We start from the raw sequence: 24,398 nt of genomic DNA, 5'->3' as shown, positions 1-24,398 counted from the left end.
TTTATAAAATAGTAAATTTTATTTGTTTTTTATCTGCTATATATTTAGTTTTACAAAATCTAAATTAAATAAAAAAAATTAGAAATTGAGGAGGGGATTGGTATTCGGACGGTGAATTCTGAATTTCCGTTAGTCTACCGACAAAAAGGAAATCTGACAACTATTATTTACCGTTTTATAACCGAATAACTTATGAAAATGCGTGATGTGTTCCATGTAGCCGTTTACGAGGCAAAACAACAAAGCAGGGGATGGGTATTTTTGCTGTTTGTTCTCGTTTCTTTATTCAGTATTACCTTATACCAACTGTTTTTGCAGGGAGAGGGGTATTGTGAGAATTGGAAGTTAGTTGCTCTTCCGTCATCCGTGCCTCTGATAAATGCCTATCTGTTTAGTGTTCTGCAATCGTTATTCGTGATCGTTATAATGACTGATTTTCCGAGGAGGGAGGGGATGGGAGAAACCTTAGAGCCGATATATGCCCGTCCTATGGAAAACGCAAACTACACATGGGGACGGATATTGGGGAATGCCATGTTGTTTGCCGTTGTAAACGTGATTGTTATGTTAGCGTGCATTTTTTTTGTAAATTTAAACAGTTTAGCGCCTTTGAATCCGTGGTATTACCTGTTTTATTTTTTCACGTTGAATATTCCTTCTTTGATTTTTATGATGGGATTGAGTCTTTGGTTGGTCCGGATTGTATGTTTTCGTTACCTGGCACTTTTGCTTCTGCTCGGCTGGTTAGGCGTATCGATCGTGTGGTTGCCTTATGTATTGCATGGAACGGTAGATTTTTTAGCGACCGGGGTGCCTAATCTGTTTTCTGACGTGACAGGGCATCTGGGCTTAGGATATTATTTATTGCATCGTTCGGTTTTTTTGCTGTTGGGTATGGGATTCGTATTTTGTAGTATAAAGGGGATGAAGCGTTTACCGAGCGTGAAGGAACGTGCGACTTTTTACACTTATGGGGGAGGAACCCTTATTTTGTTAGGTATCGCATGTGGTATATTGCTTGAGGCCGGTTATTGGTCAGATCGAAGTACTCGTGAAAAATATCGTGAAAGTTTCCGTAGTCACTGGAAGGGAAAACTTTGTCATATAGAACGTCATTCGATAAGGATGGAGCAACGGGAGGATCGGCTTTTTATGGAAAGCGATCTGATATTGTGTAACCTGACAAAAGAAAAGATTGACCGACCTCTTCTTTTCCTGAATCCGGGATTACGAGTCGACGTCGTGGAGGAGAGGGGAAAAAACGTGAATTTTAAGCGAGACGGACAAATTATTATATTGGATCGTCCTATAAATGGCGGTGATTCCTTGCAGTTGCGTGTAAGTTACTCGGGAAAAATCGATGAGAGTTTCACGAATTTGCAATTATCGGATCAGGATTACGAGAATCCTTTCAATAACGACCTATTCTTTCCCACGGGGCGGCGCAGTGCTTTTATCGGGGATGCTTATTTGTTGTTGACACCCGCGTGTGGATGGTATCCGACGGCGATTGCCCCGGTACATCCGTTTATGCCGATGAACACGGGAAAGGACATGACGCTTTATCACCTGAAGGTGGTGGCTCCTCGTCAGGCTTCTCTCTTCTCTCAAGGGACAATTTTCGAACGAGAAGACACACTTTTTTTCATCTCTTCCGGTTATTTACCGGGGATCTCGGTTTGTGGCGGGAAATTTAAAACGAGACAGTTGGATGTGGATAGTCTGATAAGACTTTCCTTGAATACCATAACGGAACCCAAGGCTTTTTTTAAGCATTTTGTCGCAACGAAAGCGGAGGATGTGAAATTATTTTTTCACGAAAACCCGTATATTTTCCCTTATGGATTGGATTTTACGGATTTAACTTGGAAAGACGGGGCGATGGCTCGTCTGAGTTTGATAGAGACCCCCTTGTCGTTTCGGATAGAATCCAATGAAGGCAGAGTCCTTGGCGGTCAAATCGAACCAGGGATTTTTTTCTTGCCGGAAAGAAGCTATACTGTCGACATGTTCGATATTCTCAATAAACCCGTTGGGGATGGATCTCCCATTCCTATTGATATCGGGGATGGAGAGGTCTATATGCAGGAGGCGCAAAATCCTACTCTGGAACAAGGTATTAATCTTTGGTACTGTTTGAGTAAGGACTGGACACTGGGAACGAACAGTCATCCTTTGTTAAGGCAAAGCAGTTATGCTTCGAATGCGGCAAAATTAAATCCGTTGGATATTGGTACTTTAATGACGGATCGTCGTTTGTCGATTTACTCGGAACAATATCCCTTTATCAACATATTATGGGACAGGTTTTATTTGGATAAGTCGTTTTTAATGGGTAGGGGAGGAAGATTTGGAATCGGGGATATGGAGACGGCTCGTGATTACACCCGGAAACACAGTTTAAAAGAAGCTATGTCGGACGAGAATATCGCTCAAACAACGCGGTACAACGTGATGTTGTGGAGTTTACGCGATTTGATGGACCATATCGGGTTGAAAGTTTCCGTGGATACATTCTTTAGAGCGATAGATGATATTTACCATACCCGCCGGGGAATGATTCGTTTTGAGGATTTTTGTGAAGAACTAAAAAGTCGAACGGGAGGAGATGTCGGAAGCGTGTTTGAAAGATGGTTGAACCTTTGTCACAATCAATATTTTAAAATAGAAGATTTAACTTCTTACTTTTATCCGGATCCGATATCCGGCAAGTTCGTGACCAGATCCGGATGGGCAGAACTGGAAGGAAAAGTGAAGAATTGCGGGAAAGAGGGCGGCTTTGTCGTGGTCTGTATAAAAAATGAAGAGGCTATTCAACGTTACAGTTGTTATTTGAATCCCGGGGAAGCCAAATCATTTTATATGGCCTATTATGCGAAGTGGGGACCGAATGCGGAAGTAACTACCGGTATGTCATCCAATCGTCCGAATACCTTTATGGCGTGGAAAAGCGGAACCCGTGAAAAACCTGAAAAACTGGAAACGCGGGTTAGCTGGACAAATATAGACCCTGCCGTTTTTGCATTGGACCCGCGAGAAACCATGGTGGATAATATGGACCCCGGTTTTTCATTCGACGATAAGGTAAACCAGACCATACTACAAAAATGGTTCGGGGTAAAGGAGAGAGAGGAGAGTACCTATTTGAATAGAGAGAGTGAGTCGGTCCGCTTGTGGAAGAGTGTTATTGGTCCGAATTTTCAGGGGGATTCCGTGAGAAGTTGTTATTACAAGAGTTTTGGTTCGGGTAGTTGCACGGCAACCTGGAAAGCCCGGTTAAAGGAAAAGGGAAAATACAGGATTATGGTAAAGGCAGGGTATATACCTTTTGAGAGATACGTCAAAAGAGTTGATAAAAATTATTTATCCGATGTTATTCTTTACTACACGGTAAAAAGCGAAGGGATAGAGGAACGTATTGAAATAGAGGGGAATGATGCGGAAATGTACCCTGTCTGGACTTCTCTTGGCGAGTTCGATTTCACGGAAGGAGAAGTTTCCGTGACTCTCTCGGACAAGGACGAAAAGAGGAGAAAAGATTTAGCGATTGTTGCCGATGCTGTAAAATGGATAAAAATAGATTGATAAAAGAGATCAGCGAGACGGGTATAAAACATGATGAAGGGGAGCGGATAAAATAGGGCTCTGTTTTTCGTAACGAATATCTTTTCCGAAAATGAATAGCAGAGAGCCCTCTTTTATCAGATCGATGACTTCGCGGGATACTTGCCGGGGAAGGGCCGGACACCCCAGACTGCGCCCGAGGCGACCTCTTGATGATAAAAGTGAAGGATCGCAATAGGCTGCACCATGGACTACAATTGCTCTCTCCTTAGCTCGGTCGTTTATCCCTTTTTCCAATCCTTCCAAGATCAACGAATAGCCGTTTTTACCTTGATACGTCCCCTCCGTAAGGAAAAATCCCAAGGAACTCTTGTACGAACTCGGCGTATTGGAAAAAGAAGTTGCGTAGTTATTTCCGCTGTTTTTTCCGTGAGCGACATGGGTGGATAATAGTAGTTTCTTTAGTTTAAGGTCTATAACAAACAGTCGTTTCGAAGTAGAGGGCTTTGTGAAATCAATGACGGTAAGAATCGGTTTTTTGACGGGAATTTTGTTATATCCGTCAATGGCGTATTTGAAAACTTTGTAATCCATCAACTGGTTCAATTTCATTTCATGGTAGAGGCTGAGACTATTGAGGGGAGTGCCGGCTTGACCTGAATTTGCATGAAAGACGAGTAATGAAATAAATAATAGGTAGCTGATTTTGTTTGAGATCATGATAGGTAAAGTTTATTCTATTACAATAACAATAGTTTTGTCTATAGGAGCCCAATCGTAAATGAATTTAGCATGGGATGTGGCATTTCGTACGCACATATGGGAGCGGGGTGTAGTTCCGAGCGTGTAACTGTATTCGTGGATGACCGTATCCGGATAATTCACGGGTACGCCGTGAATATAGGCCCCTCGACTGAAACGACTGGCATAAGGTGCAAATCCTGCATTTTGATACGATCCGTCTTTCGTGTAATACATTTTGGGTATTTTGTTTTGTAGTACAAATATACCGGTAGGAGTCTCTTTATAATAGGGAGGTCGATGCAAGCCTGTCGTTGCCGGATTCATACTCCTGATCAGCCAAACCGAATTGGCATTCTCCAATGTCGTTACGTATTGATTGGTACGGTCTATGAAAATCGCTTTATCGAAAGTAACCGAATCCAATGTTTTTATGTATTTGCGTGGAACCATCCACACCCCTCGGAAAGAGGCCAATGTCACCTTGATGAATTGGGCACTGTCTTGTAAAATAGCAATTAAAGCTCCGTCCGGTCCGTAGCGTTCCGGTGCGGTTAAATCATTTGTCCGGTAAAGAGGAATGGCCTGATTTCGTTCTACCCCCAAGGTATCTTGTTGATGATTATACTTGTTTTTTTGAATGTTCTTAACAAGAGGTGCCAACCCGTTTCTATTTTTATAATTTTGTAATATTCCTAAAACGATATGTTGTTTTTGGAAGTCCGTTACATAATCTAATTGATGGGCTATTTTATGCCACTGGAATACCCGTTTCTGTTTTCCCGAGTTAAACGTGTCTTTCAGGGAGTGGCGATTATACAGTAACGCCTTTTCTAACTTTACTGTTGGGAGCTTTTGTCCGTACACGAATAGACACATGAATAGAAACCATATTCTTATCATACTTGTATAAGTGTGTTTTATCTTCGTTAGTTCGATTAAATCTACGTTATAAACCCGTAAAAAGATAGGGGTTTATGAATGTTTGCGAATTAAAAACAAGAAAACATATTTATTTAGCTATTGACAGGAAAATTGACATCTCCTTCCGATCGAATGCAGGGACAGAGTAGGCTGTCCGGTACTTTTTTGTATAAAAATTTAAAATAAAAATTTGCGTGTTGGAATTAATTATATACCTTTGTCCTGTTCTTAAAAAAGTACGTGAGTAGCTCAGTTGGTAGAGCACAACCTTCCCCCGAAAGCGAAGCGTATGGATGCAACCTTGGGTAGGTTTGAGGATGCCAAAACGTTGTTTGATAATAATGCGAAAGTAGCTCAGTTGGTAGAGCACAACCTTCCCAAGGTTGGGGTCGCGGGTTCGAGTCCCGTTTTTCGCTCGATAGGCGGTGATGTTTCATCACCGCTTTTATTTTATGTAAAAGTCGGGGGCTGTAATCGAAAAATATTCATCTTTCTGTTTTTTAATATATTATAAAATAGCGAATTAATTAAAATAGGAAAGAATTGTTTTTGGACGAAAATAAAATTATTTTTGGAGAAGTTGGTGTAACGGATTCATCTGGTATGGATCCAATGAAACCATATAGTGAAAATCCAAAATGTAAAATGATATGGCCGACAAAAAAAATACTGCAAAAAACAGAGGCAAGAAAGCAAATCCTGAAGACGAGTTTAAGTTTAAAAGTATCCGGATAAGTAATCGTAATATCATTGATTACACGGGACATAAACGTTACCGTACGGTCTATCGTTCGAATGAAGTGGAAGCATTTTATATCGATACGGAATGGATAAACAAGCGCTACGATGAAAGTTCATGGAATGCTTCGATTATTATCGGATTATTCTTTATAGATGGAGATAATCCTGTCATGGTGGCCAAGAAAGAGGAGGTAGCGGTTATTCCTAAAGATATGAATGTCTTTAACTATTCTGTTTCGTTTGTTTTAGCGGATCTGAATGGGTCTGTTTTCCGGGAGGGGGTATACCGGGTACAGGTGGTGGTCAACGGAATGGCCGCTTTATCGGATGAGATTCATTTGCTGGAGGCTCATGCTGATGTGGCGGATTATTTTAAGGTTGTTGATGCCGGATTTGATAAATGTTGCGAGGAAGATCCCGACACGGAACGTCCCCACTCTTTTCGCATGCTGAACGGAAATAACCTGAAAGACGTACGTTTTTATCTTGTGGCGGAAAATTGTTTGAAAGAGGATTGGACCTATGAATTTCTCGTTAACATTATGGATCATAATGGAATGACGAAAGCAACCCGGATGGTTAAAGGAAAGTATTACGTATCCGATTCGAAGGGAAAACGATTGCTCTGCTTTGCCGTGGATTTAGGTGGAAAATTGGAGCATTTTTGGGAAACGGGAAGTTATACGGTGGAATTACTTTGTTTTGATCAGGTCGTACTTGTATTGGATTTTGAAATAGGGACGGAAGATGTACCGTATCGTTTTAACGAAGAGGTCGCATCCATGGAGCGTACCGATACGGTTCGAAATGATGAAAAATGGATGGATAAGGAAGATGCTTTAGAGCAACTATACCAATTGGTAGGGTTGAGGAACGTAAAAGAGGAGATTACCCGTGTGAACGAGTTGGTCGAATTTGTAAAAATGAGACAAGAGAACGGATTTGATGATGAGTTTCCTCCCATGCATATGTTGTTTATGGGCAATCCGGGAACGGGGAGGAGTACGGTAGCCCGACTTATAGGAAAAATATTTTATAAAGAGGGCATATTAAGCAACGGGGAGTTGCACCGGTACCGTCGGGAACATTTAACAAATCCCGGACAAACGGCAGAAGAAGAGTTGATTCGGAACGCCTTGTCCAAGAGCGAAGGCGGTATATTGTTGATAGAAGATGCGGATGAGCTTTATCCGACGAACAATCCGAATGATCCGGCCATTCGAATATGGAATATATTATTGAATATCCTGGATAACGAATCCCCTCGTGTGTTGGTTATATTGGCCGGCAATAAGAATGAATTATTGGCCATAGCGGAGGGAATTCCCGAAATGAAACGTTGTTTTCCCACTCGATTGGTTTTTGAAGATTATTCTCCGGATGAACTTATGGAGATCACGCATCGGATGTTAACTTTACGTCAATATAAATTTACTCCAAAAGCGGAAGAAAAATTTGCCAAGCTTTTAAAAGATTATTGTACGTTTAAAAATGAAGGATTTGAAAACGGGCATTTTTTAGAAGATCGTTTGGAGTCGGCCGCATCTAAATTGGCTAAACGTTTGATGGCTAATCGTTCCGGTCGTTACACGAAGGACGAAATGATGTTGATTCGGGAGGAGGATATTGATGCCTGCGAGCAACCGAGTCCGGAAGAATCATTGAAGAAATTGGATGAAATGATCGGATCTGACAAATTGAAGAACAGTATGGTTAACTATATAAATTATGTCTATTTTATCCGGGAAAGGCAAAGACACGGGTTTACGGATGTTCTTCCTCCGCTGAACATGATTTTTACGGGCAATCCCGGTACCGGAAAAATTACGGTCGCTCAAATGTTGGGGGAAATTTTCAATACGGCGGGAGTGTTGGAAAGTTCTGCGGTAACGGTAAGAACTCGGGGGGAATTGATCGGAGACGGAAGTGTACCTCCCCAGCAAATGGCATTCTATATTTATGAACAGGCTCGAGGGGGGATTCTTTATCTTGAGAATGCTCATACTTTGTTTCAGGAGGTAACGGGTATGACGGCTTTAGGTATGATTTTAAATCAATTATCCGAAACCGAAAACGGTGATACCGTGGTCATATTGGGGGGAGATTCCGAAGAGATGGAAAAAATTCTGACCGCTAACCCTAAGTTGAAATTGCTTTTTCCCTATTCATTCTATTTTGAAGATTACACGCCTGAAGAGTTGCTGGATATTGCTGTTCGGAAAGTGAAAGAAAAAAATTATAGTTTACATCCCAAAGCCCAAGAGGCTTTTAAGAAGTTAGTATCTAAGGTATACGATGAACACGATAAACATTTTGGAAACGCTCTTTTCGTGGAAAAAATGGTAGATCAGGCTATACGAAATCTTTCTTCGCGAACGATGAAAATCCGAAAAGAACGGGAATTGACCCGGAAGGAGATTACTACCTTGATGGAGGTTGATATCCCTGATATAACTTCTCAGTTACCCAATTCCTACAAGGATCGGTTCGATGAAAAAGTGATTGCAGCTGCATTGAAGGATCTGGATCATATGGTTGGTCAGGCTAAATTAAAAAAGCAAATTCACGATTTTGTGGATTTGGCCCGACATTACAACCGACAAGGAGTAAAATTAAATACCCGTCTCTCTTTACAATGGTGTTTTACAGGTAATTCCGGTATGGGCAAAGGGACGGTAGCTCGAATCATAGCCCGTCTATATAAGGCGATGGGAATTATTGACAAAGAGGAGGTAAAACGTTTCCGGGTAGAGAAGCTGATCGGACAAACAGATGAAGAAGCCATGCAGAATATAGGCAATGCGTTGCTTCAATCGAAAGGCGGGCTTTTCTTCTTCGATGAAGATTCCAGTCGTTTGAATGACGTTCCGGGAGTGAAAGAGAGGGTACGTGCCATATTGGTTAATCAATTGGCAGAAAAACCGGGGGCTTACACGATTATATACGCCAAACAGAATCCTCCGCGAATCATGTTGAACGATGACGTTGAAAAAGTTTCCGATATGATTAATGTTTTGGTGTTTGAGGATTATACGAAAGAGGAGTTGTTGGAGATATTGAAGCGGGATCTGGCTACCGAAAAATCCAAAATGACTCGTACGGCTCAGCAGCAAATCGTTTCATTTATCTCCCATTTGGTCGACAATAAGAAAAAAAATCACGCCAGTGCTCGCCTGATCAAATTGGTAGCGGAGATGATGATTCGAAATAGGATTCAACGGGTAGCTAAAACCGGTCTTAAAGAGAACAAAAGTAAAATGTATTCGATAACTAAACACGATGTGGAACAATTCACTCCGGAATTCCTTGCCGGTATGGTCAGGGAGCGGAATACGATCGGGTATAAAATGTAAGTTCGAATCAATAGATTGTTGCATACACAACTCTTTGGTGAAGGTTATCGGCATTTTCGTCATTCCATTAATTCTGTTTTATTTTATGTTCGAATCCTGTTTTTAGGGAAAGATCCCTCGTTTTTTATTATATTCGCGGGTGAAACGTGGAATTCAAAATAAACAGATATAACGCATGGCAATAGTTTTCTACCAAAAAGATGAAACGGTGTATGCCGTTCACTACCAAGATTCAGAAAATCCTTTGGATGTTAGTAAATTAGAATGGTTATTCAGCGGGGCAAAAAGAGTTCGAGAAGAGGCGATGGACGGATATTTCGTGGGTCCTCGCCGGGAAATGGTAACTCCTTGGAGTACTAACGCTGTAGAGATCACTCAAAATATGGGAATATCGGGGATCCTAAGGATTGAAGAGTTTGCTCGTAGTAATGAGAAAGCAACATACGATCCTATGCTTCAAGCATTTTATACAGGATTGGATCAATCTGTTTTTACGATCGATAAGAAGCCGGATCCCATCGTTTATATCGAAGATATACGAGCTTATAATCAACAAGAGGGGCTCGCGTTGAACGAGGAGGAGGTTGTTTATTTGGAAAACTTAAGTAAAAAGTTAAAACGAAATTTGACGGATTCGGAGGTATTCGGTTTTTCTCAGGTAAACTCGGAGCATTGCCGTCATAAAATTTTTAACGGAACATTTATTATCGATGGAGAGACTAAAGAAGAATCTCTTTTTTCGATGATAAAAAAGACTTCAAAGACCAATCCGAATCGGATCGTGTCTGCTTATAAAGACAATTGTGCCTTTTTAGAAGGGCCGCATGTGATTCAGTTCGCACCTCGTACGCAGGATAAACCGGACTTTTTCGAAACGAAAGAGATCGATACGGTAATATCCTTGAAGGCGGAAACCCATAATTTCCCGACTACGGTGGAACCGTTTAACGGGGCTGCCACGGGAACAGGAGGAGAGATACGGGATAGAATTGCTGGGGGACAGGCTGCTCTTCCTATTGCCGGTACGGCCGTATACATGACCTCTTACCCGCGTTTGGAGGCTGATCGTTCTTGGGAAGAGAAAATCGATCCGCGGAAATGGCTTTACCAAACACCGGAAGATATCTTAATAAAAGCTTCCAATGGGGCATCGGATTTTGGAAATAAATTCGGTCAGCCTTTGATCGTGGGTTCTTTGTTGACGTTTGAACACGAGGAGAATGACAAAACATACGGTTACGATAAAGTAATCATGCAAGCGGGCGGTATTGGTTTCGGAAACCGCAGACAGGCTATGAAACGTACTCCGGAAACAGGAGATCAAGTTGTATTATTAGGAGGAGACAATTACCGGATTGGAATGGGAGGGGGAGCCGTTTCTTCCGTGGATACGGGGGTTTATGCCGGTGCAATAGAGCTGAACGCCGTACAACGTTCCAATCCGGAGATGCAAAAGCGAGTATGTAATGCGATCCGGGCGATGGCCGAGTGCGATGAAAATCCGATCGTATCCATTCACGATCACGGTGCTGGCGGACATTTGAATTGTTTGTCGGAATTGGTGGAAGAGACAGGGGGATTGATTCATTTGGAAAAATTGCCCGTGGGAGATCCGACCCTCTCCGACAAAGAGATCGTGGGGAACGAGTCTCAGGAGCGTATGGGACTGGTGATGAAAGAGAAAGATGTGGCTACATTACAGCGTGTTGCAGACCGGGAAAGAGCCCCTATGTATGTAATCGGAGAGGCTACGGGAGACCACCGTTTTACCTTTATTGATGCCAAAACAGGAGAAAAGCCTATAGATCTGGAGATGAAAGATATGTTCGGGAATCCGCCGAAAACAATTATGGAGGATAAAAACGTAAAGGAGCATTTCACGGAGGTCGAGTATGATATAAGTAAAGTCGAAGAGTATATCGAACAAGTGTTGCAGATAGAAGCGGTAGCTTGTAAAGATTGGTTGACCAACAAAGTAGACCGTTCTGTAACCGGTCGTATTGCTTTTCAGCAATGTGCCGGACCTTTGCAATTACCGTTGAATGATCTGGGTGCTATCGCTTTGGATTATAAGGGAGAGAAAGGAATAGCCACCTCTATTGGTCATGCCCCGGTTGCTGCTATGATCGATTCGACAAAGGGATCGCGTTTGGCCATAGCGGAAGCGTTGACTAATTTGGTTTGGGCACCCATAGAGCAAGGGTTACGGGGAATATCTTTATCTGCTAACTGGATGTGGCCCTGTAAAAATCCGGGCGAAGACGCTCGTTTATACGGAGCGGTAGAGGCCGCGAGTGAATTTGCCATCCAATTAGGTATAAATATTCCCACGGGGAAGGATTCTCTTTCCATGACACAGAAATACGGAGACAAAAAAGTTTACGCCCCGGGGACCGTCATTATCTCTACGGTAGGAGAGGTGAAGGATATAAGAAAAATAGTTTCTCCTGTTTTAAAAGTCGATCCGCAAACAGAAATCGTATATATTGATTTTTCATTCGATAAATTGAAATTGGGCGGATCCAGCTTTGCTCAGGTATTGGATAAGGTCGGAAAGGATGCTCCGGATGTAAAAGATGCGGAATATTTTGCAAATGTTTTCACCGTTTTGCAACAATTGGTAGAAGAGGGGTATGTATTGGCCGGTCATGACATTTCGGCCGGGGGGATGATCACGGCTTTGTTGGAGATGTGTTTTGCCGACAATCGTTTGGGACTGGATATCGATTTTTCTTATTTGGTTGAAAAGGATATCGTGAAAATTTTATTCGCTGAAAATCCGGGAGTATTGATACAGGTAAAGGATTGTAAACGAGTGGCCCGGATTTTGGATGAGGCCGGCGTTGCCTATAATTTCTTTGGGGGATTGTCTCAGGGCGGCCGCTTGACGATTAAAAAGGATAGTGCGCGGTGGAACCTGGATATTCGTTCTTTAAGGGATTTGTGGTTTAAAACCTCTTATCTTTTGGATCGTCGTCAAAGCGGAGTTGAGTTGGCATTGGAGAGGTATAAAAATTACAAGCAGAATGAATTGAAATATCGATTCCCCTCTTCTTTTACTGGGAAATTAGCCGCGTTGGGGTTGGATTCGAATCGTTCGACTCCTTCGGGTATAAAAGCTGCTATTATTCGCGAAAAAGGGTGCCAGTGCGATCGGGAGATGGCTTGGGGGCTGTATTTAGCGGGATTCGATGTTAAGGATGTTCACATGACGGATTTGATTTCCGGTCGGGAAAATCTGGAAGACGTGAATATGATTGTTTTTGTGGGAGGATTCTCCAATTCGGATGTTTTAGGTTCGGCAAAAGGATGGGCCGGGGCGTTTAAATACAATGAAAAAGCGCGTGTCGCTTTGGAGAATTTTTATAAGCGGGAGGATACCTTGAGTCTGGGTGTTTGTAATGGATGCCAATTAATGGTAGAGTTGGATTTGGTTTATCCGGAGCAAGGGAAGAAAGTTAAGATGCTGCATAACGATTCCCGTAAGTTTGAGTCAGCTTTCGTAAACGTGGATATCGTGGAGAATGATTCAATTATGTTGAAAACGTTAGCGGGATCTCGTCTGGGAATTTGGATCGCTCATGGAGAAGGGAAATTCTATTTACCTTATGAACAGGAGGAGTATCATATTCCTGTCAGGTATAGTTACGACCGCTATCCGGCTAATCCGAACGGTTCTCCTCTGGCAACGGCGGCTATTTGCAGCAAGGATGGTCGTCACTTGGCGATAATGCCTCATTTGGAACGTTCTATGGCTCCTTGGAACTGGGCGTATTATCCGGAAGATCGGAAAGAGGATGAAGTGAGTCCGTGGATCGAAGCATTCGTGAATGCTAAAAAATGGATAGAAACACGGAAATAAACATTGTTATTGTTATATAAAAAAGCAGCCATTCTTATGGCTGCTTTTTTATAATTTGAAAAGAACGGATCGTATCACAAGAGATTTTTATACTTTTGCAGGGAGTGTAAAATAGATAAATATAAAGACCTATGGAGTTATTAAAAAGAAGGATTCTGCAGGATGGTAGATGTTTTGAGGGAGGTATCTTAAAAGTGGATAGTTTCATAAATCATCAAATGGATCCCATCTTGATGAAATCTATCGGGGTTGAGTTTGTTCGTCGGTTTGCCAACCTGAATTTCAACAAGGTAATGACGATTGAAGCCAGCGGAATAGCTCCGGCAATCATGGTTGGGTATCTATTAGAGCTACCGGTCGTATTCGCTAAAAAAAAGCAGCCCAAAACGATGGAAAATACGATTTCGACAACGATTCGTTCCTTCACGAAAGACAGGGAGTATAACGTATGTATCAGTAGAGATTTTTTAGGTAAAGGAGACCGGATTCTTTTTATCGACGATTTTTTAGCCAATGGCAATGCCGCTAACGGTATCATTGATTTGATAGAGCAAGCTGGAGCAGAGTTAGTCGGGATGGGATTTATCATAGAAAAGGCATTTCAGCACGGGGGAGATTTGTTAAGAAACAGGAATATTCTTGTTGAATCCTTGGCGATCATCGATAGTTTGGATAACTGTCGGATTGAAATACGGGAATAAATACGGTAATTAGAGGAGGTATGGAGATGGAAAACAAACAAGAGCGTTCAGCCTTGATCTATGGAATTGAGGATCGGCCGCCTTTTAAAGAGGCTTTTTTTGCCGCATTGCAGCATTTATTGGCTATTTTTGTCGCCATAGTGACACCACCCCTTATTATAGCTGGGGCGTTGAATTTGGATGTGGAAACTACTGCATTTTTAGTCTCCATGGCTCTTTTTGCATCAGGAATATCCACATTTATTCAATGTAAACGAATAGGATGTATAGGAGCGGGGTTGTTATGTATACAAGGAACGAGCTTTTCTTTTATCGGTCCGATTATCTCTACCGGATTAACGGGAGGATTGCCTTTGATCTTCGGGGTTTGTATGGCTGGTTCTTTTGTCGAGATGTTGATTAGTCGGCTATTGAAATATGCCAGAAAGATAATTACTCCCCTTGTCTCCGGAATAGTTGTTACATTGATCGGCATGAGTTTGATTAAAGTGGGGATTACGGCTTGTGGTGGAGGGGCTTTGGCCAAAGCCGACGGAACATTTGGTAGTTTCGAGCATTTGGAACTGGCGGCCTTTGTTCTGGTACTGATTATTTTCTTTAACCGGAGCGGGAATAAATACCTTCGGATGAGTTCTATCGTTATCGGATTAGGTGCCGGGTATATTGTAGCTTATTTTATGGGGATGATTGATTTTTATTCTGTTCGGAATTACGGTGGAGTCCATATTCCCCTTCCCTTCAAGTACGGATTATCTTTCGAGTGGTCTTCCTTTATTGCTGTAGGACTAATTTATGCTATTACCGCTATTGAGGCATACGGAGACATCACGGCTAATTCCATGATATCCGGAGAACCCGTGGAGGGAGACAAGTTTATAAAACGGGTTTCCGGAGGTATTATGGCCGATGGATTTAATTCTTTCATGGCAAGCGTATTCAATTCTTTTCCTAATTCAATATTTGCTCAAAACAACGGAATGATACAATTGACGGGAGTTGCCAGTCGCTACGTAGGGTATTATATTTCTGCCTTTTTAATACTTCTGGGACTTTTTCCGGCCGTAGGGTTGGTATTTTCCTTGATGCCGGAACCGGTTTTAGGAGGAGCTACCTTATTGATGTTCGGAACGGTGGCCGCGGCCGGCATACGAATTATAGCTTCTCAGAATATCGATCGCAAAGCGACCTTGGTAATGGCTCTCAGTTTTTCTTTAGGATTGAGTGTGGAATTGCTTCCTGAAATTTTAATGTATTTTCCGGACACGATAAAGAACATTTTTTCTTCCGGAATTACGGCCGGAGGAGTGACAGCTATTGTATCAAACGCGTTGATTCGAATTAAAGAATGAAAAAATGAAGACAGAAGATATCTATTCGTTGGCCATAGAGTACAGGCGTTATTTCCACCGGCATCCGGAATTTGCCATGCAGGAATTCAATACGCAAAAATACATAACAGGAATACTGGAGGATCATCATATTGACTATCAGGAGATCGGTACGGGTATTATTGCTTACGTGGGCAGAGGGAAGCGTTGCGTTGCCCTACGGGCTGATATGGATGCGTTGAAGATAGAAGAAGAGACCGGATTGGAATATTGTTCTGAAAAGGAGGGAATGATGCATGCTTGCGGACATGACATGCATATGGCCATGGTTTTGGGGGCTCTCCTTTTTTTGAAAAGGAGAGAAAAAGAGTTGAACGGGACGGTTAAAATACTTTTTCAGCCGAGCGAAGAGAAACGGCCGGGAGGAGCTCGTTTGCTTTTACCGGAAGTCGTAAAGGACCCTGTGCCGCAGGCCATTTTTGCTCAACATATTTTTCCGGGATTGAAAACCGGTCGTATCGGTATACGTGCCGGAGCTTTTTTTGCTTCTTCGGATAATATTATTTTTTCAGTGGAAGGCAAGGGAACGCATGCCGCCATGCCGCAAATGGGATCGGATCCGATACTGACCGTTGCTCATCTGATACAGTTTTATCAAACTTTGATAACCAAATTCAGGAATCCCTTTATTCCGGCGGTTCTTTCAATTACCTCTGTTCACGGTGGAACCTGTAATAATGTCATGCCGGATCGGGTCGATGTTTTGGGAACCGTTCGCACGCACGATAACGTTTTACGCCATCGAATCTTTGAGTTGATAGAAGAAAAGTCCCGTGCTATCTGCGGACTTTACGGGTGTTCTTTTAGAATGGATAATACTTGGAATGGACTTCCCGTGCTCGTGAATGACGAACAGCTTACCCGTTTGGTCCGGAAAAATGCTTCCGATCTTGTCGGTTCAGAGAATGTGATCGAGATGGATCCTCTGACATTGGGAGAGGATTTCGCTATCTATTTGGAAAAAATGCCGGGCGTGTTATGGGTGTTGGGTGTTTGCCCGGAAGGTTCCGAATCTATGCCGCCCTTGCATAGCCCCCGATTAGCCCCCGATGAAAAAGCTATATCCATAGGAATAGACTTGCTGGTCAGGAATTGTTTGACCTTTCTGAATAACCGATAAACTTTGAGAGCTACAACTTTATGGAGAATTTTTTTAATCGGTCGTCAAGCATAGACGAAGGAATGATTTTTTTCACCGTGTCCGCAACGGCATTTATCATTCTTTCTTTAACGTAATCTTTCCGTATGATAATTGAAATTTCCCTCACGGCAGGAGGAGATGCAATGGATCTGATATTTTTTTTCTGTTCTTCCGTCAAAAACGGCAGGTGTAATTCCGGGATCAAGGTATACCCGCCGTTTTTATCTACGATCCGGATTAATGTGTCTATGCTCCCTGCCTCGTAAACGTGGTTATAACTGGCCGTTTGAGAACATAGATTAAAAATTTGATTCCGGATGCAATGGCCTTCTTGTAGCACCCAAAGATTTTCTCCCGGCAAATTTTCCGCTGTTAGAACCTGATCTTTTTGTTGATTTTCCGGGGCGAAATAAGCCACGAACTGTTCATAATAGAGCGGTATTTCATAAAATTCAGGTCTATTCAATGGAGTAGAAGCAATAACGATATCTACCAAGCCGTCGTGAAGATGGTGAACGAGATTATCGGTTCTCATCTCCGAGATAGAGAGGTCCACTGTCGGGTATTCGAGTTTAAAAGATGTAATAAATTCAGGAACAAGATAAGGGGCAACTGTTGGAATAATGCCTATCTGCAAACTTCCGGAAAGAGATTCGGTCTCGGCAATGACCATCTCTTTGATTTTTCGGATTTCGAATAGAGAAGCTTCGGCCTGCCTGATGATCCGTAGTCCCATATTAGTTGGTTCTATGGGGTGCTTGGTCCTGTCGAATATTTTAATTTCCAACTCCTCTTCTAACTTCTGAATCATCATACTCAGGGTCGGTTGGGTTACTCCGCATTTTTCCGAAGCTGTCACAAAATGACGGTATTTATTAACCGCCACAATGTATTCCATCTGTTGTATTGTCATTGTATATAGATTTTGTAGATACAAATATAAATAATATCTGTTTGATTTATAAAAATATTCAGAATATTTTTGTATCGAACTAATAAAAACAGATAGATAAACAGTATAAATTAAAAATGAAAGTTATGTCACTAATTGGAAAAGAGATTGTAGATTTTAAGGTTCAGGCCTATGTGAATAAAGAGTTTAAAACGATCGGTAAAGCGGATGTCCTGGGAAAGTGGTCCGTGTTTTTCTTTTATCCGGCCGATTTTACATTCGTATGTCCTACGGAATTAGAGGATTTGGCGAATAAATATGAAGATTTTAAACAAGCAGGTTGTGAAATTTATTCCGTATCCTGTGATACTCATTTTGTTCATAAAGCATGGCATGACACCTCAAAAACCATTCAAAAAATACAATATCCCATGTTGGCTGATCCGACAGGAACGCTTGCCCGTGGTTTTGATGTTATGATCGAGAGCGACGGGGTGGCAGAGAGGGGCACTTTTATCGTCAATCCGGAGGGGAAAATCGTTTCTTACGAGGTATTGGCCGGTAATGTGGGGCGTAATGCGGACGAATTGTTCCGTCGTCTTCAGGCTCTTCAGTTTGTTGCAGCACATGGGGATGAAGTTTGTCCTGCCAAGTGGAAAAAAGGAGAAGCAACGTTGAAACCGAGTATTGACTTGGTCGGAAAGATTTAATATAAATTAACAGGAAAACGGGGTCGGGAAACTTTATCTCGACCCTATTTCTTCGTCAGGAAACCATTAAAAACAAATAAAACAAGATGTTAGATTCTGAATTAAAAAAACAATTATGTACAATATTTAGCCCGTTGGAGGCAGATTACCTTTTCGATATTTCTGTTTCGCCGGAACATGGAAGTCGTGCAGAATTATTGGAACTATTGGAAGACGTATCTTCCTGTTCCGAGAAAATTTCCTGTCGAGTAGGAGAGGGAGAAGGTTTATCCTTTGTTTTACTGAAAAACGGCAAAATGACCGGTATAAAATTCAGGGCGGTTCCTAATGGACACGAGTTTTCTTCTTTATTGCTGGCGATATTGAATTTGGACGGAAAAGGGAAAAATTTTCCGGATAAAGGAATATGTGACCGTGTAAAAGTTTTAAAAGGTCCCATGCATTTGACGACTTATGTCTCTTTAACCTGTACCAATTGTCCTGATATCGTACAGGCATTGAATGCAATGACCACGTTAAACGGTACGATTCGACATGAAATGGTGGATGGAGCTATTTATCCCCAAGAGATAGATGCGTTGAAGATTCAGGGAGTTCCTGCCGTTTTCGCGGACGGACAATTATTGCATGTCGGAAGAGGTGATTTCGGGACTTTATTGGATAAATTGGAAGTTCGGTACGGGAAAATCGAAAACGTTCGGGAGACACTTGCTAAAGAATACGACGTTGTCGTTGTTGGAGGAGGACCGGCCGGATGTTCTGCCGCTATTTATTCGGCTCGTAAAGGATTGAATGTTGCGGTCATCGCTGAAAGGATAGGAGGGCAGGTGAAAGAAACTGTAGGGATAGAGAACTTAATATCCATTCCCGAAACCACGGGAGATCGGTTAGCCGATAATTTGAGAACTCATATGAATCGTTATCCTATCGATTTGTTCGAGCATAGAAAAATAGAGAAAATAGAGATACAAGAAAGTAAAAGACAATTAACGGTATCCGGTGGGGAAAAATTCATGGCGGATGCAGTTATCATTGCCACGGGAGCAAGTTGGCGTAAATTGAATGTACCGGGAGAAGAAGAGTACATTGGACATGGCGTAGCGTTTTGCCCGCATTGTGACGGTCCTTTTTATAAAGGAAAACGAGTGGCAGTTGTCGGAGGTGGGAATTCGGGGATCGAAGCTGCAATAGACCTGGCTGGAATCTGTTCGAACGTGATTGTGTTTGAATTCCTGAATGAATTGAAAGCCGATAAAGTATTACAAGAGAAGGCTAAAAGTATGCCCAATATCGATATTTTCACCGATTCGCAAACCACGGAAGTGATTGGAAATGGAGAGAAGGTGGTTGGGATTCGCGTAAAAGATCATCGAACGGGAGAAGAACGTGTCGTTGAATTGGATGGTATCTTTGTGCAGATCGGTTTAGCTCCCAATACGCTCCCGTTTAGGGAATATTTGGATACGAACCGCGGAGGCGAGATTGTCATAGATAGTTATTGCCGGACAAATGTTCCAGGAGTTTATGCCGCGGGAGATGTATCTTCCGTGCCTTTCAAGCAAATTATCATCGCAATGGGTGAAGGGGCTAAAGCTGCTCTTACGGCCTTTGAAGATCGTATACGGGGAGTTATCTGATCAAAAACAGAGAGAAAACCTTTAAAAAAAATTCCTCGGAACCAAAGATTTCCGAGGAATTTTATGACTTGCAGAAAGTCTAAAAAAGTCGCTTAACCGTTATCTGGTATGGATTTTTTTTATTTTATTTGCCGCGTAATTTTTTATGCTAAAATATGATGATAAGATTCTTTGTGAAATGTGCGGTTGTACTCGTGTGTACAACATTCGTGATGCCTGTAATGGCGCAGTTAAAACTTAAAAAAGCAGTGAGCGGAGTATCGAAAGCGGTACAAGCGGTTACGCTGACGGACGAACAAATGGCCGCGTATGTAAAGGAGTATATCGATTGGATGGATAAGCACAATCAGGTATGTGCCGATGATGATCCTTATACTATTCGACTGAAGAAACTGACGGAAGGATTGAAGGAGGTGGAGGGTATTCCTTTGAATTTTAAAGTGTACCATGTGATCGACGTTAACGCTTTTGCTTGTGCGGATGGTAGCGTACGCGTCTTTTCTTCGTTAATGGATATTATGAGTGACGAAGAGTTGTTGGGCGTGATTGGACACGAGGTGGGACATGTGGCCCATAAGGACTCTAAGAAAGCTTTTCGTACGGCATTGTTGACTTCCGCTTTAAAAGACGGAGTGTCGTCTCAAGACGGAAAAGTTGCCGCATTGACCGATTCGCAGTTAGGCGATCTCGGTGAAGCATTGGTGCAAGCCAATTACTCGCAAAAACAGGAACGCGATGCAGATGATTACGGTTATGAATTTTTGAAGAAGGCCGGGAAAAATCCATGGGCGATGGCTCTTTCGTTTCATAGATTGAAACAAATGCAGGAAGAGGCTGGAGCGAAAAAAAACAGTAAACTGAACCAGTTATTTTCTACTCATCCCGATTTGGATTCACGCATAAAGCGTATGGAAGAACGCGCAACGACCGAAGGTATTCAGAAGCCTGTCGATACGACTGAAAATAAATGAATGAATCGATAAAAAATGAGAAGCGCTTTGCTGCGCTTCTCATTTTTTTTATACTGACATTTAGAGCCTTTTTCCCTTTTAAAGACCGACTCTTATTGGTAGATTTTTCCGGTAAGTTCTCCGCGGATAACCATCAGGCCATTCATGGCCAAAGCACGCATTTCATCTTCTCCGGGGTATACCTTTAACGGGGCGATGAATTCGACCATCTCTTTTACATAAGCAACCAGGAAGGGGTTATGTGCGATTCCTCCGGTTAACAGAATGCCATCCACGTCACCTTTCAAAACGGCAGCCATCTCTCCAATAGCTTTACCCACCTGATATGACATTGCGTCCTGAACCAGTTTCCATTGCGGGTCTTCTTTCGCTTTCAGCTCTACTTCATAAGCATCGTTAGTTCCTAAATAAGCTACTAATCCGCCTTCACCTTTGATCATCTTTTTTATCTCGGCTTGAGTCTTTTCTCCGCTGAAGCACATTTTTATCAATTGTCCGGTAGGCAAGGTACCGGAACGTTCCGGAGAAAACGGTCCGTCTCCGTCCAAAGCGTTGTTTACGTCAATTACTCGTCCCCGTCTATGTGCTCCGACGGAAACACCTCCTCCCAAATGGGCAATAATCAGATTGATATCTTCGTATTTTTTCCCAATCTCTTTGGCATAAGTTCTCGCGATTGCTTTTTGATTCAATGCATGGAAAATGGAGACTCTTCGGAATGCGGGATGTCCGGTGAGACGGGCAACTTCTTCCATTTCATCCACAACGACCGGATCCGCAATATACGCTTTGGCTCCGTTATTTAAAGAGCGGGCGATATCGTGAGCGATCAATCCGCCCAGATTGGATGCATGTTCTCCGAGAGGAGGGTTGTTTAAATCGGTTATAAGGGCATCGTTTACTTCATACACTCCCGATTCTATAGGCTTAACCAATCCTCCCCGGCCAACGATTGCATGGATCTCGTTGATATCGAACCCGGCATTTTTCAATTCGGTTAAAATGATCTCTTTTCTGAATTGGAATTGAGAAGCAACGGTCTCAAAACGGGCGATTTCTTCGGATGAATGCTTGATATTTTTCACGAATAGCTCATTCTCATCCTCGTAAATAGCAATTTTCGTGGAAGTTGACCCCGGATTAATCGCAAGAATTTTATAAGACATAAATTATAAGTTTTTGTTATTAGATAATTATTTATGATTGTCTGTTTTGAAGCTGCAAAATTTATAAATTGTAAGCAAATGTCAAAGGAAAAGTGATAATTTATTTTGCAGAAGTTACATAGGATAGATGGAAGCGTAAAATGCATCCGAGATTTCCTGGGCAATGACTTTTAGATATTCTTTTGCATTTCTGATAGAGTCCTCCACGGAAGAAGCATGAGATAGTAACGTGAAGATCTGGTCGAAAGAGGAGAGAAGTCGATGGTCTGTCATTCCGGCAATAGCATATACCGTTTTATGATTTTCACGACATAGGTCGGAAATGGATCCGGGAATTTTTCCGTGTAGAGATTGTACGTCTATTTTACCTTCTCCTGTTATTACTGCTTGGACAGAAGAGAGATAATCCCTTAGTCGAGCAAGTTCTATACAAAAAATGGAACCGGATACTAATTTAGCATTCAACAAAGAACAAAAAGACAAAGCAATCCCTCCGGCAGCACCTCCGTGTTTCAGGGTATGTAACGACTTCCGGGTTTTGGATTCTAACAAGCAGGTCAGCTTATGAAGCTTTTGATTCAATAAAATGACCTGTTCCGAAGACGCCCCTTTTTGGGGACCGAACATGAAAGCTGCTCCCTGTTCTCCTGTTATCGGATTATCCACATCACATAAGACGGTACACTCTATATCCTTAAATCTATTTTGTATATAATCGGTATGAATGTCCTTCATATCAATAATATCGTTCCTGTATGTATCTGATTTTTTTTCTATGGACAAACCTATTTCCCGTAAAGCTCCCATTCCTCCGTCCACACTGGCACTTCCTCCTATACAAAGGATTAATTTTTTAAAACCGCTCTCTATTGCGTTACGGATCATTATTCCGAACCCCGCCGTATTCGTATTTAAAATATCGTATTCTTCTCTTTTCAAGTGTTTTATCCCGCAACTTTCGGCTAACTCGATGATAGCAGTATCTCCGTCAACGTAGTAAATAGCTTTCCGGGTTCGTCCCAACGCGTCACATGTCACGGTTTCTATGGGCCGAGCTTTATAATAATAAGCTAATACGGCGGCAGTTCCATCTCCTCCGTCCCCCATAGGTAGAGATATCGTTTCAATTCCGTTTCTCTTTAGAGATGTTGAAAGGATATGACACGCTTCAAAAGCTGAGAGACTTCCCTTGAAGGCGTTGGGTGCTAAGAGAATTTTTGGAGGAAAGGGGTTCATGAGCGGGTTCGTTTGCTAATAATTCTTGAGAGTTTTCTATCGTTTTACAATATTCCGGATCAAAAAGATCCCGTTCGGGCCAGGATTTTACCCGGTTTAGAGCCTGATGCATCATCCGTTCTATTTTGTTCGGGAATTTACTTCCGGTCCAACTGCTTGTATTCGTAATGAAAACCCAACTGAAACCGTCTTTTTGATGTTTCATCATAGCACTCGTTCCGGCTAAGGTCCCTGACCTCCACCAATCACCTCTGGAATTCGTGTTCATCCAGCCGATCGGCAGGGCATTGTAAATATTGGCCGTCATCGTCTTGACGCTTTCGGGAGTTAACACATCGGGATAATTGTCATTTCCGTCTATCGCGGACAGGAATCGCAGTAACTCGGTCGGAGAAGCTACCCATCCTCCGGCGCCGTAAAGTTCTTCGATATTATTTCCCCCGTTGGATCGAAGTACCAACGTATCCCTTCCATCGCATGCCCGTACTAATTCGGCGTTGGTGGGTTCGTAGTATTTTACTTCGTTCGGGTAGCGCCTTTCGCATAAATTGTTACCCAGGTGCATATCGAAACAGCCGGCAGGGATCAGTATGCTGTCCTGAATGTATTTTTCATAAGATTGTCCGCTTATCTTTTCTATTACTTTGGAAAGAATCCCGTATCCTACATTCGAGTAGCAGGTACTGGTCCCCGGACGGAATCCTAAACGCTTTGATAATACAAACCTGATTATCGTATTCAAATCGGCAGGAGGGGGAACTCCCATTTTTTTAGCGATCTCTACCGGGTGAAACATGGGATCTCCGTACCTTAAAGAGAATCCTCCTTTGTGTCGCAGCAACTGTTCTACCGTTATCTCCTTTACCCGCTTGTCCCTGATCGCTTGGTATACGGTATCGTTCAATATTCCGTTTTCTCCGAAAACTTTATCTTCTAAAGATAATTTATTACTTTCTACCAGCTTCATAATACCGGTTGCCGTAATTAATTTAGAAATAGAAGCGATTCTAAAGATATGATTCACATCAACCTTGGTCTGAGATTCCTCGTCGGCATACCCGTATCCCTTGCTGTAAATCAATTTTCCATCCTTCATGATAGCCAAGGAGGCTCCTTTTATTTCCCATTGATTCATAAATCGTTCGATAGTTGCATCTAAACGTTTCGTTTCGGATAAATCGGAATAATAATTATGAATGATATCGTGAATAGGTATAAGAGTATCTTCCATAGGCCGCTCTTCTGTCGTTTCCATCATATCGGCCTGAGTACGGTTGATATTCCAAGGTCTAAACAAAAGAACACCTGATAAAATAATCAAACTTATAATATATTTCATAGGCTCTGTTTCGTAATAAAAAAATGCATTGT

General features: G+C 42.2%; 15 protein-coding genes and 1 tRNA gene. 10 read left to right on the top strand and 6 right to left on the bottom strand.

From position 1 onward, the window contains the following. Positions 1 to 192 precede the first annotated feature (192 nt). Positions 193 to 3,585, top strand: a complete 3,393-nt coding sequence (locus NVS78_RS09145) for an ABC transporter permease (protein ID WP_286358922.1) — start codon at positions 193 to 195, stop codon at positions 3,583 to 3,585. 9 nt (positions 3,586 to 3,594) lie between these two features. Here the strand turns inward: NVS78_RS09145 and NVS78_RS09140 are convergent, their stop codons facing one another. Together NVS78_RS09140 and NVS78_RS09135 are read right to left on the bottom strand one after the other, a co-directional pair. Then, positions 3,595 to 4,284 carry a murein L,D-transpeptidase catalytic domain family protein gene (locus tag NVS78_RS09140; protein WP_434802130.1) on the bottom strand — a complete coding sequence of 230 codons (690 nt, stop codon included), beginning with the start codon at positions 4,282 to 4,284 and terminating at the stop codon, positions 3,595 to 3,597. Between the two features lie 12 nt (positions 4,285 to 4,296). Beyond that, on the bottom strand, positions 4,297 to 5,208 hold the full coding sequence (locus NVS78_RS09135; protein ID WP_286358921.1) for a L,D-transpeptidase: 912 nt from the start codon (positions 5,206 to 5,208) through the stop codon (positions 4,297 to 4,299). Between the two features lie 364 nt (positions 5,209 to 5,572). Between NVS78_RS09135 and NVS78_RS09130 the strand changes: the two genes are divergently transcribed. From NVS78_RS09130 to NVS78_RS09105, 6 genes are all read left to right on the top strand, one after another. Continuing rightward, a tRNA-Gly gene (locus tag NVS78_RS09130) sits at positions 5,573 to 5,645 on the top strand. A gap of 234 nt (positions 5,646 to 5,879) precedes the next feature. After that, the gene (locus tag NVS78_RS09125; RefSeq protein ID WP_286358920.1) at positions 5,880 to 9,323 is read left to right on the top strand and encodes an AAA family ATPase; all 3,444 of its coding nucleotides are present in this window, start codon (positions 5,880 to 5,882) and stop codon (positions 9,321 to 9,323) included. Positions 9,324 to 9,498: 175 nt separating this feature from the next. After that, positions 9,499 to 13,185, top strand: coding sequence for a phosphoribosylformylglycinamidine synthase (gene purL, locus NVS78_RS09120; RefSeq protein ID WP_286358919.1), 3,687 nt, complete (start codon positions 9,499 to 9,501; stop codon positions 13,183 to 13,185). 131 nt (positions 13,186 to 13,316) lie between these two features. After that, complete coding sequence (gene xpt / locus NVS78_RS09115) at positions 13,317 to 13,886, top strand: xanthine phosphoribosyltransferase (protein WP_286358918.1); 570 nt, start codon at positions 13,317 to 13,319, stop codon at positions 13,884 to 13,886. Between the two features lie 20 nt (positions 13,887 to 13,906). After that, on the top strand, positions 13,907 to 15,235 hold the full coding sequence (locus tag NVS78_RS09110; protein WP_286358917.1) for a nucleobase:cation symporter-2 family protein: 1,329 nt from the start codon (positions 13,907 to 13,909) through the stop codon (positions 15,233 to 15,235). Positions 15,236 to 15,239: 4 nt separating this feature from the next. Continuing rightward, positions 15,240 to 16,394 (top strand): M20 metallopeptidase family protein, encoded by a 1,155-nt coding sequence (locus NVS78_RS09105; RefSeq protein ID WP_286358916.1) that lies wholly within the window; start codon positions 15,240 to 15,242, stop codon positions 16,392 to 16,394. A gap of 10 nt (positions 16,395 to 16,404) precedes the next feature. On the opposite strand, the gene NVS78_RS09100 is transcribed toward NVS78_RS09105, so the two are convergent. After that, positions 16,405 to 17,328, bottom strand: coding sequence for a hydrogen peroxide-inducible genes activator (locus NVS78_RS09100; protein ID WP_286358915.1), 924 nt, complete (start codon positions 17,326 to 17,328; stop codon positions 16,405 to 16,407). 125 nt (positions 17,329 to 17,453) lie between these two features. On the opposite strand from NVS78_RS09100, the gene ahpC reads away from it, so the two are divergent. The 3 genes from ahpC to NVS78_RS09085 all read left to right on the top strand — a co-directional run bounded on the left by ahpC (position 17,454) and on the right by NVS78_RS09085 (position 20,625). Next, complete coding sequence (ahpC, locus tag NVS78_RS09095) at positions 17,454 to 18,017, top strand: alkyl hydroperoxide reductase subunit C (protein WP_286358914.1); 564 nt, start codon at positions 17,454 to 17,456, stop codon at positions 18,015 to 18,017. A gap of 86 nt (positions 18,018 to 18,103) precedes the next feature. Beyond that, complete coding sequence (gene ahpF, locus NVS78_RS09090) at positions 18,104 to 19,654, top strand: alkyl hydroperoxide reductase subunit F (protein ID WP_286358913.1); 1,551 nt, start codon at positions 18,104 to 18,106, stop codon at positions 19,652 to 19,654. Positions 19,655 to 19,812: 158 nt separating this feature from the next. Next, a complete protein-coding gene (locus tag NVS78_RS09085; RefSeq protein WP_286358998.1) occupies positions 19,813 to 20,625 on the top strand; it encodes a M48 family metallopeptidase in 813 nt (270 codons plus the stop codon). A 92-nt stretch (positions 20,626 to 20,717) separates the two neighbouring features. Here the strand turns inward: NVS78_RS09085 and buk are convergent, their stop codons facing one another. The 3 genes from buk to NVS78_RS09070 form a co-directional block, all read right to left on the bottom strand. Next, positions 20,718 to 21,791, bottom strand: coding sequence for a butyrate kinase (gene buk, locus NVS78_RS09080; RefSeq protein ID WP_041503622.1), 1,074 nt, complete (start codon positions 21,789 to 21,791; stop codon positions 20,718 to 20,720). Between the two features lie 114 nt (positions 21,792 to 21,905). Then, positions 21,906 to 23,027, bottom strand: a complete 1,122-nt coding sequence (locus tag NVS78_RS09075) for a glycerate kinase (RefSeq protein ID WP_286358912.1) — start codon at positions 23,025 to 23,027, stop codon at positions 21,906 to 21,908. Further along, positions 22,960 to 24,366, bottom strand: a complete 1,407-nt coding sequence (locus NVS78_RS09070; RefSeq protein ID WP_286358911.1) for a serine hydrolase domain-containing protein — start codon at positions 24,364 to 24,366, stop codon at positions 22,960 to 22,962. Before NVS78_RS09070 ends, NVS78_RS09075 begins: the two co-directional genes overlap by 68 nt. Positions 24,367 to 24,398: the final 32 nt, after the last annotated feature.

The organism is Gabonibacter chumensis, assembly GCF_024741215.1.
GTDB classification, from domain to species: Bacteria; Bacteroidota; Bacteroidia; order Bacteroidales; family Marinifilaceae; genus Gabonibacter; species Gabonibacter massiliensis.
Note: the sequence above shows the minus strand (reverse complement) of the source record. Positions and strands in the feature narration are given on the sequence as shown.

What these genes read in the sequence shown, in the direction of transcription:
- buk (WP_041503622.1), bottom strand. Translation starts at nt 21,791, where the DNA reads ATGTCTTATAAAATTCTTGCGATTAATCCGGGGTCAACTTCCACGAAA.
- NVS78_RS09110 (WP_286358917.1), top strand. Translation starts at nt 13,907, where the DNA reads ATGGAGATGGAAAACAAACAAGAGCGTTCAGCCTTGATCTATGGAATT.
- xpt (WP_286358918.1), top strand. Translation starts at nt 13,317, where the DNA reads ATGGAGTTATTAAAAAGAAGGATTCTGCAGGATGGTAGATGTTTTGAG.
- NVS78_RS09125 (WP_286358920.1), top strand. Translation starts at nt 5,880, where the DNA reads ATGGCCGACAAAAAAAATACTGCAAAAAACAGAGGCAAGAAAGCAAAT.
- NVS78_RS09070 (WP_286358911.1), bottom strand. Translation starts at nt 24,366, where the DNA reads ATGAAATATATTATAAGTTTGATTATTTTATCAGGTGTTCTTTTGTTT.
- NVS78_RS09105 (WP_286358916.1), top strand. Translation starts at nt 15,240, where the DNA reads ATGAAGACAGAAGATATCTATTCGTTGGCCATAGAGTACAGGCGTTAT.
- NVS78_RS09145 (WP_286358922.1), top strand. Translation starts at nt 193, where the DNA reads ATGAAAATGCGTGATGTGTTCCATGTAGCCGTTTACGAGGCAAAACAA.
- NVS78_RS09100 (WP_286358915.1), bottom strand. Translation starts at nt 17,328, where the DNA reads ATGACAATACAACAGATGGAATACATTGTGGCGGTTAATAAATACCGT.
- NVS78_RS09085 (WP_286358998.1), top strand. Translation starts at nt 19,813, where the DNA reads ATGATAAGATTCTTTGTGAAATGTGCGGTTGTACTCGTGTGTACAACA.
- ahpF (WP_286358913.1), top strand. Translation starts at nt 18,104, where the DNA reads ATGTTAGATTCTGAATTAAAAAAACAATTATGTACAATATTTAGCCCG.
- NVS78_RS09140 (WP_434802130.1), bottom strand. Translation starts at nt 4,284, where the DNA reads ATGATCTCAAACAAAATCAGCTACCTATTATTTATTTCATTACTCGTC.
- purL (WP_286358919.1), top strand. Translation starts at nt 9,499, where the DNA reads ATGGCAATAGTTTTCTACCAAAAAGATGAAACGGTGTATGCCGTTCAC.
- NVS78_RS09075 (WP_286358912.1), bottom strand. Translation starts at nt 23,027, where the DNA reads ATGAACCCCTTTCCTCCAAAAATTCTCTTAGCACCCAACGCCTTCAAG.
- ahpC (WP_286358914.1), top strand. Translation starts at nt 17,454, where the DNA reads ATGTCACTAATTGGAAAAGAGATTGTAGATTTTAAGGTTCAGGCCTAT.
- NVS78_RS09135 (WP_286358921.1), bottom strand. Translation starts at nt 5,208, where the DNA reads ATGATAAGAATATGGTTTCTATTCATGTGTCTATTCGTGTACGGACAA.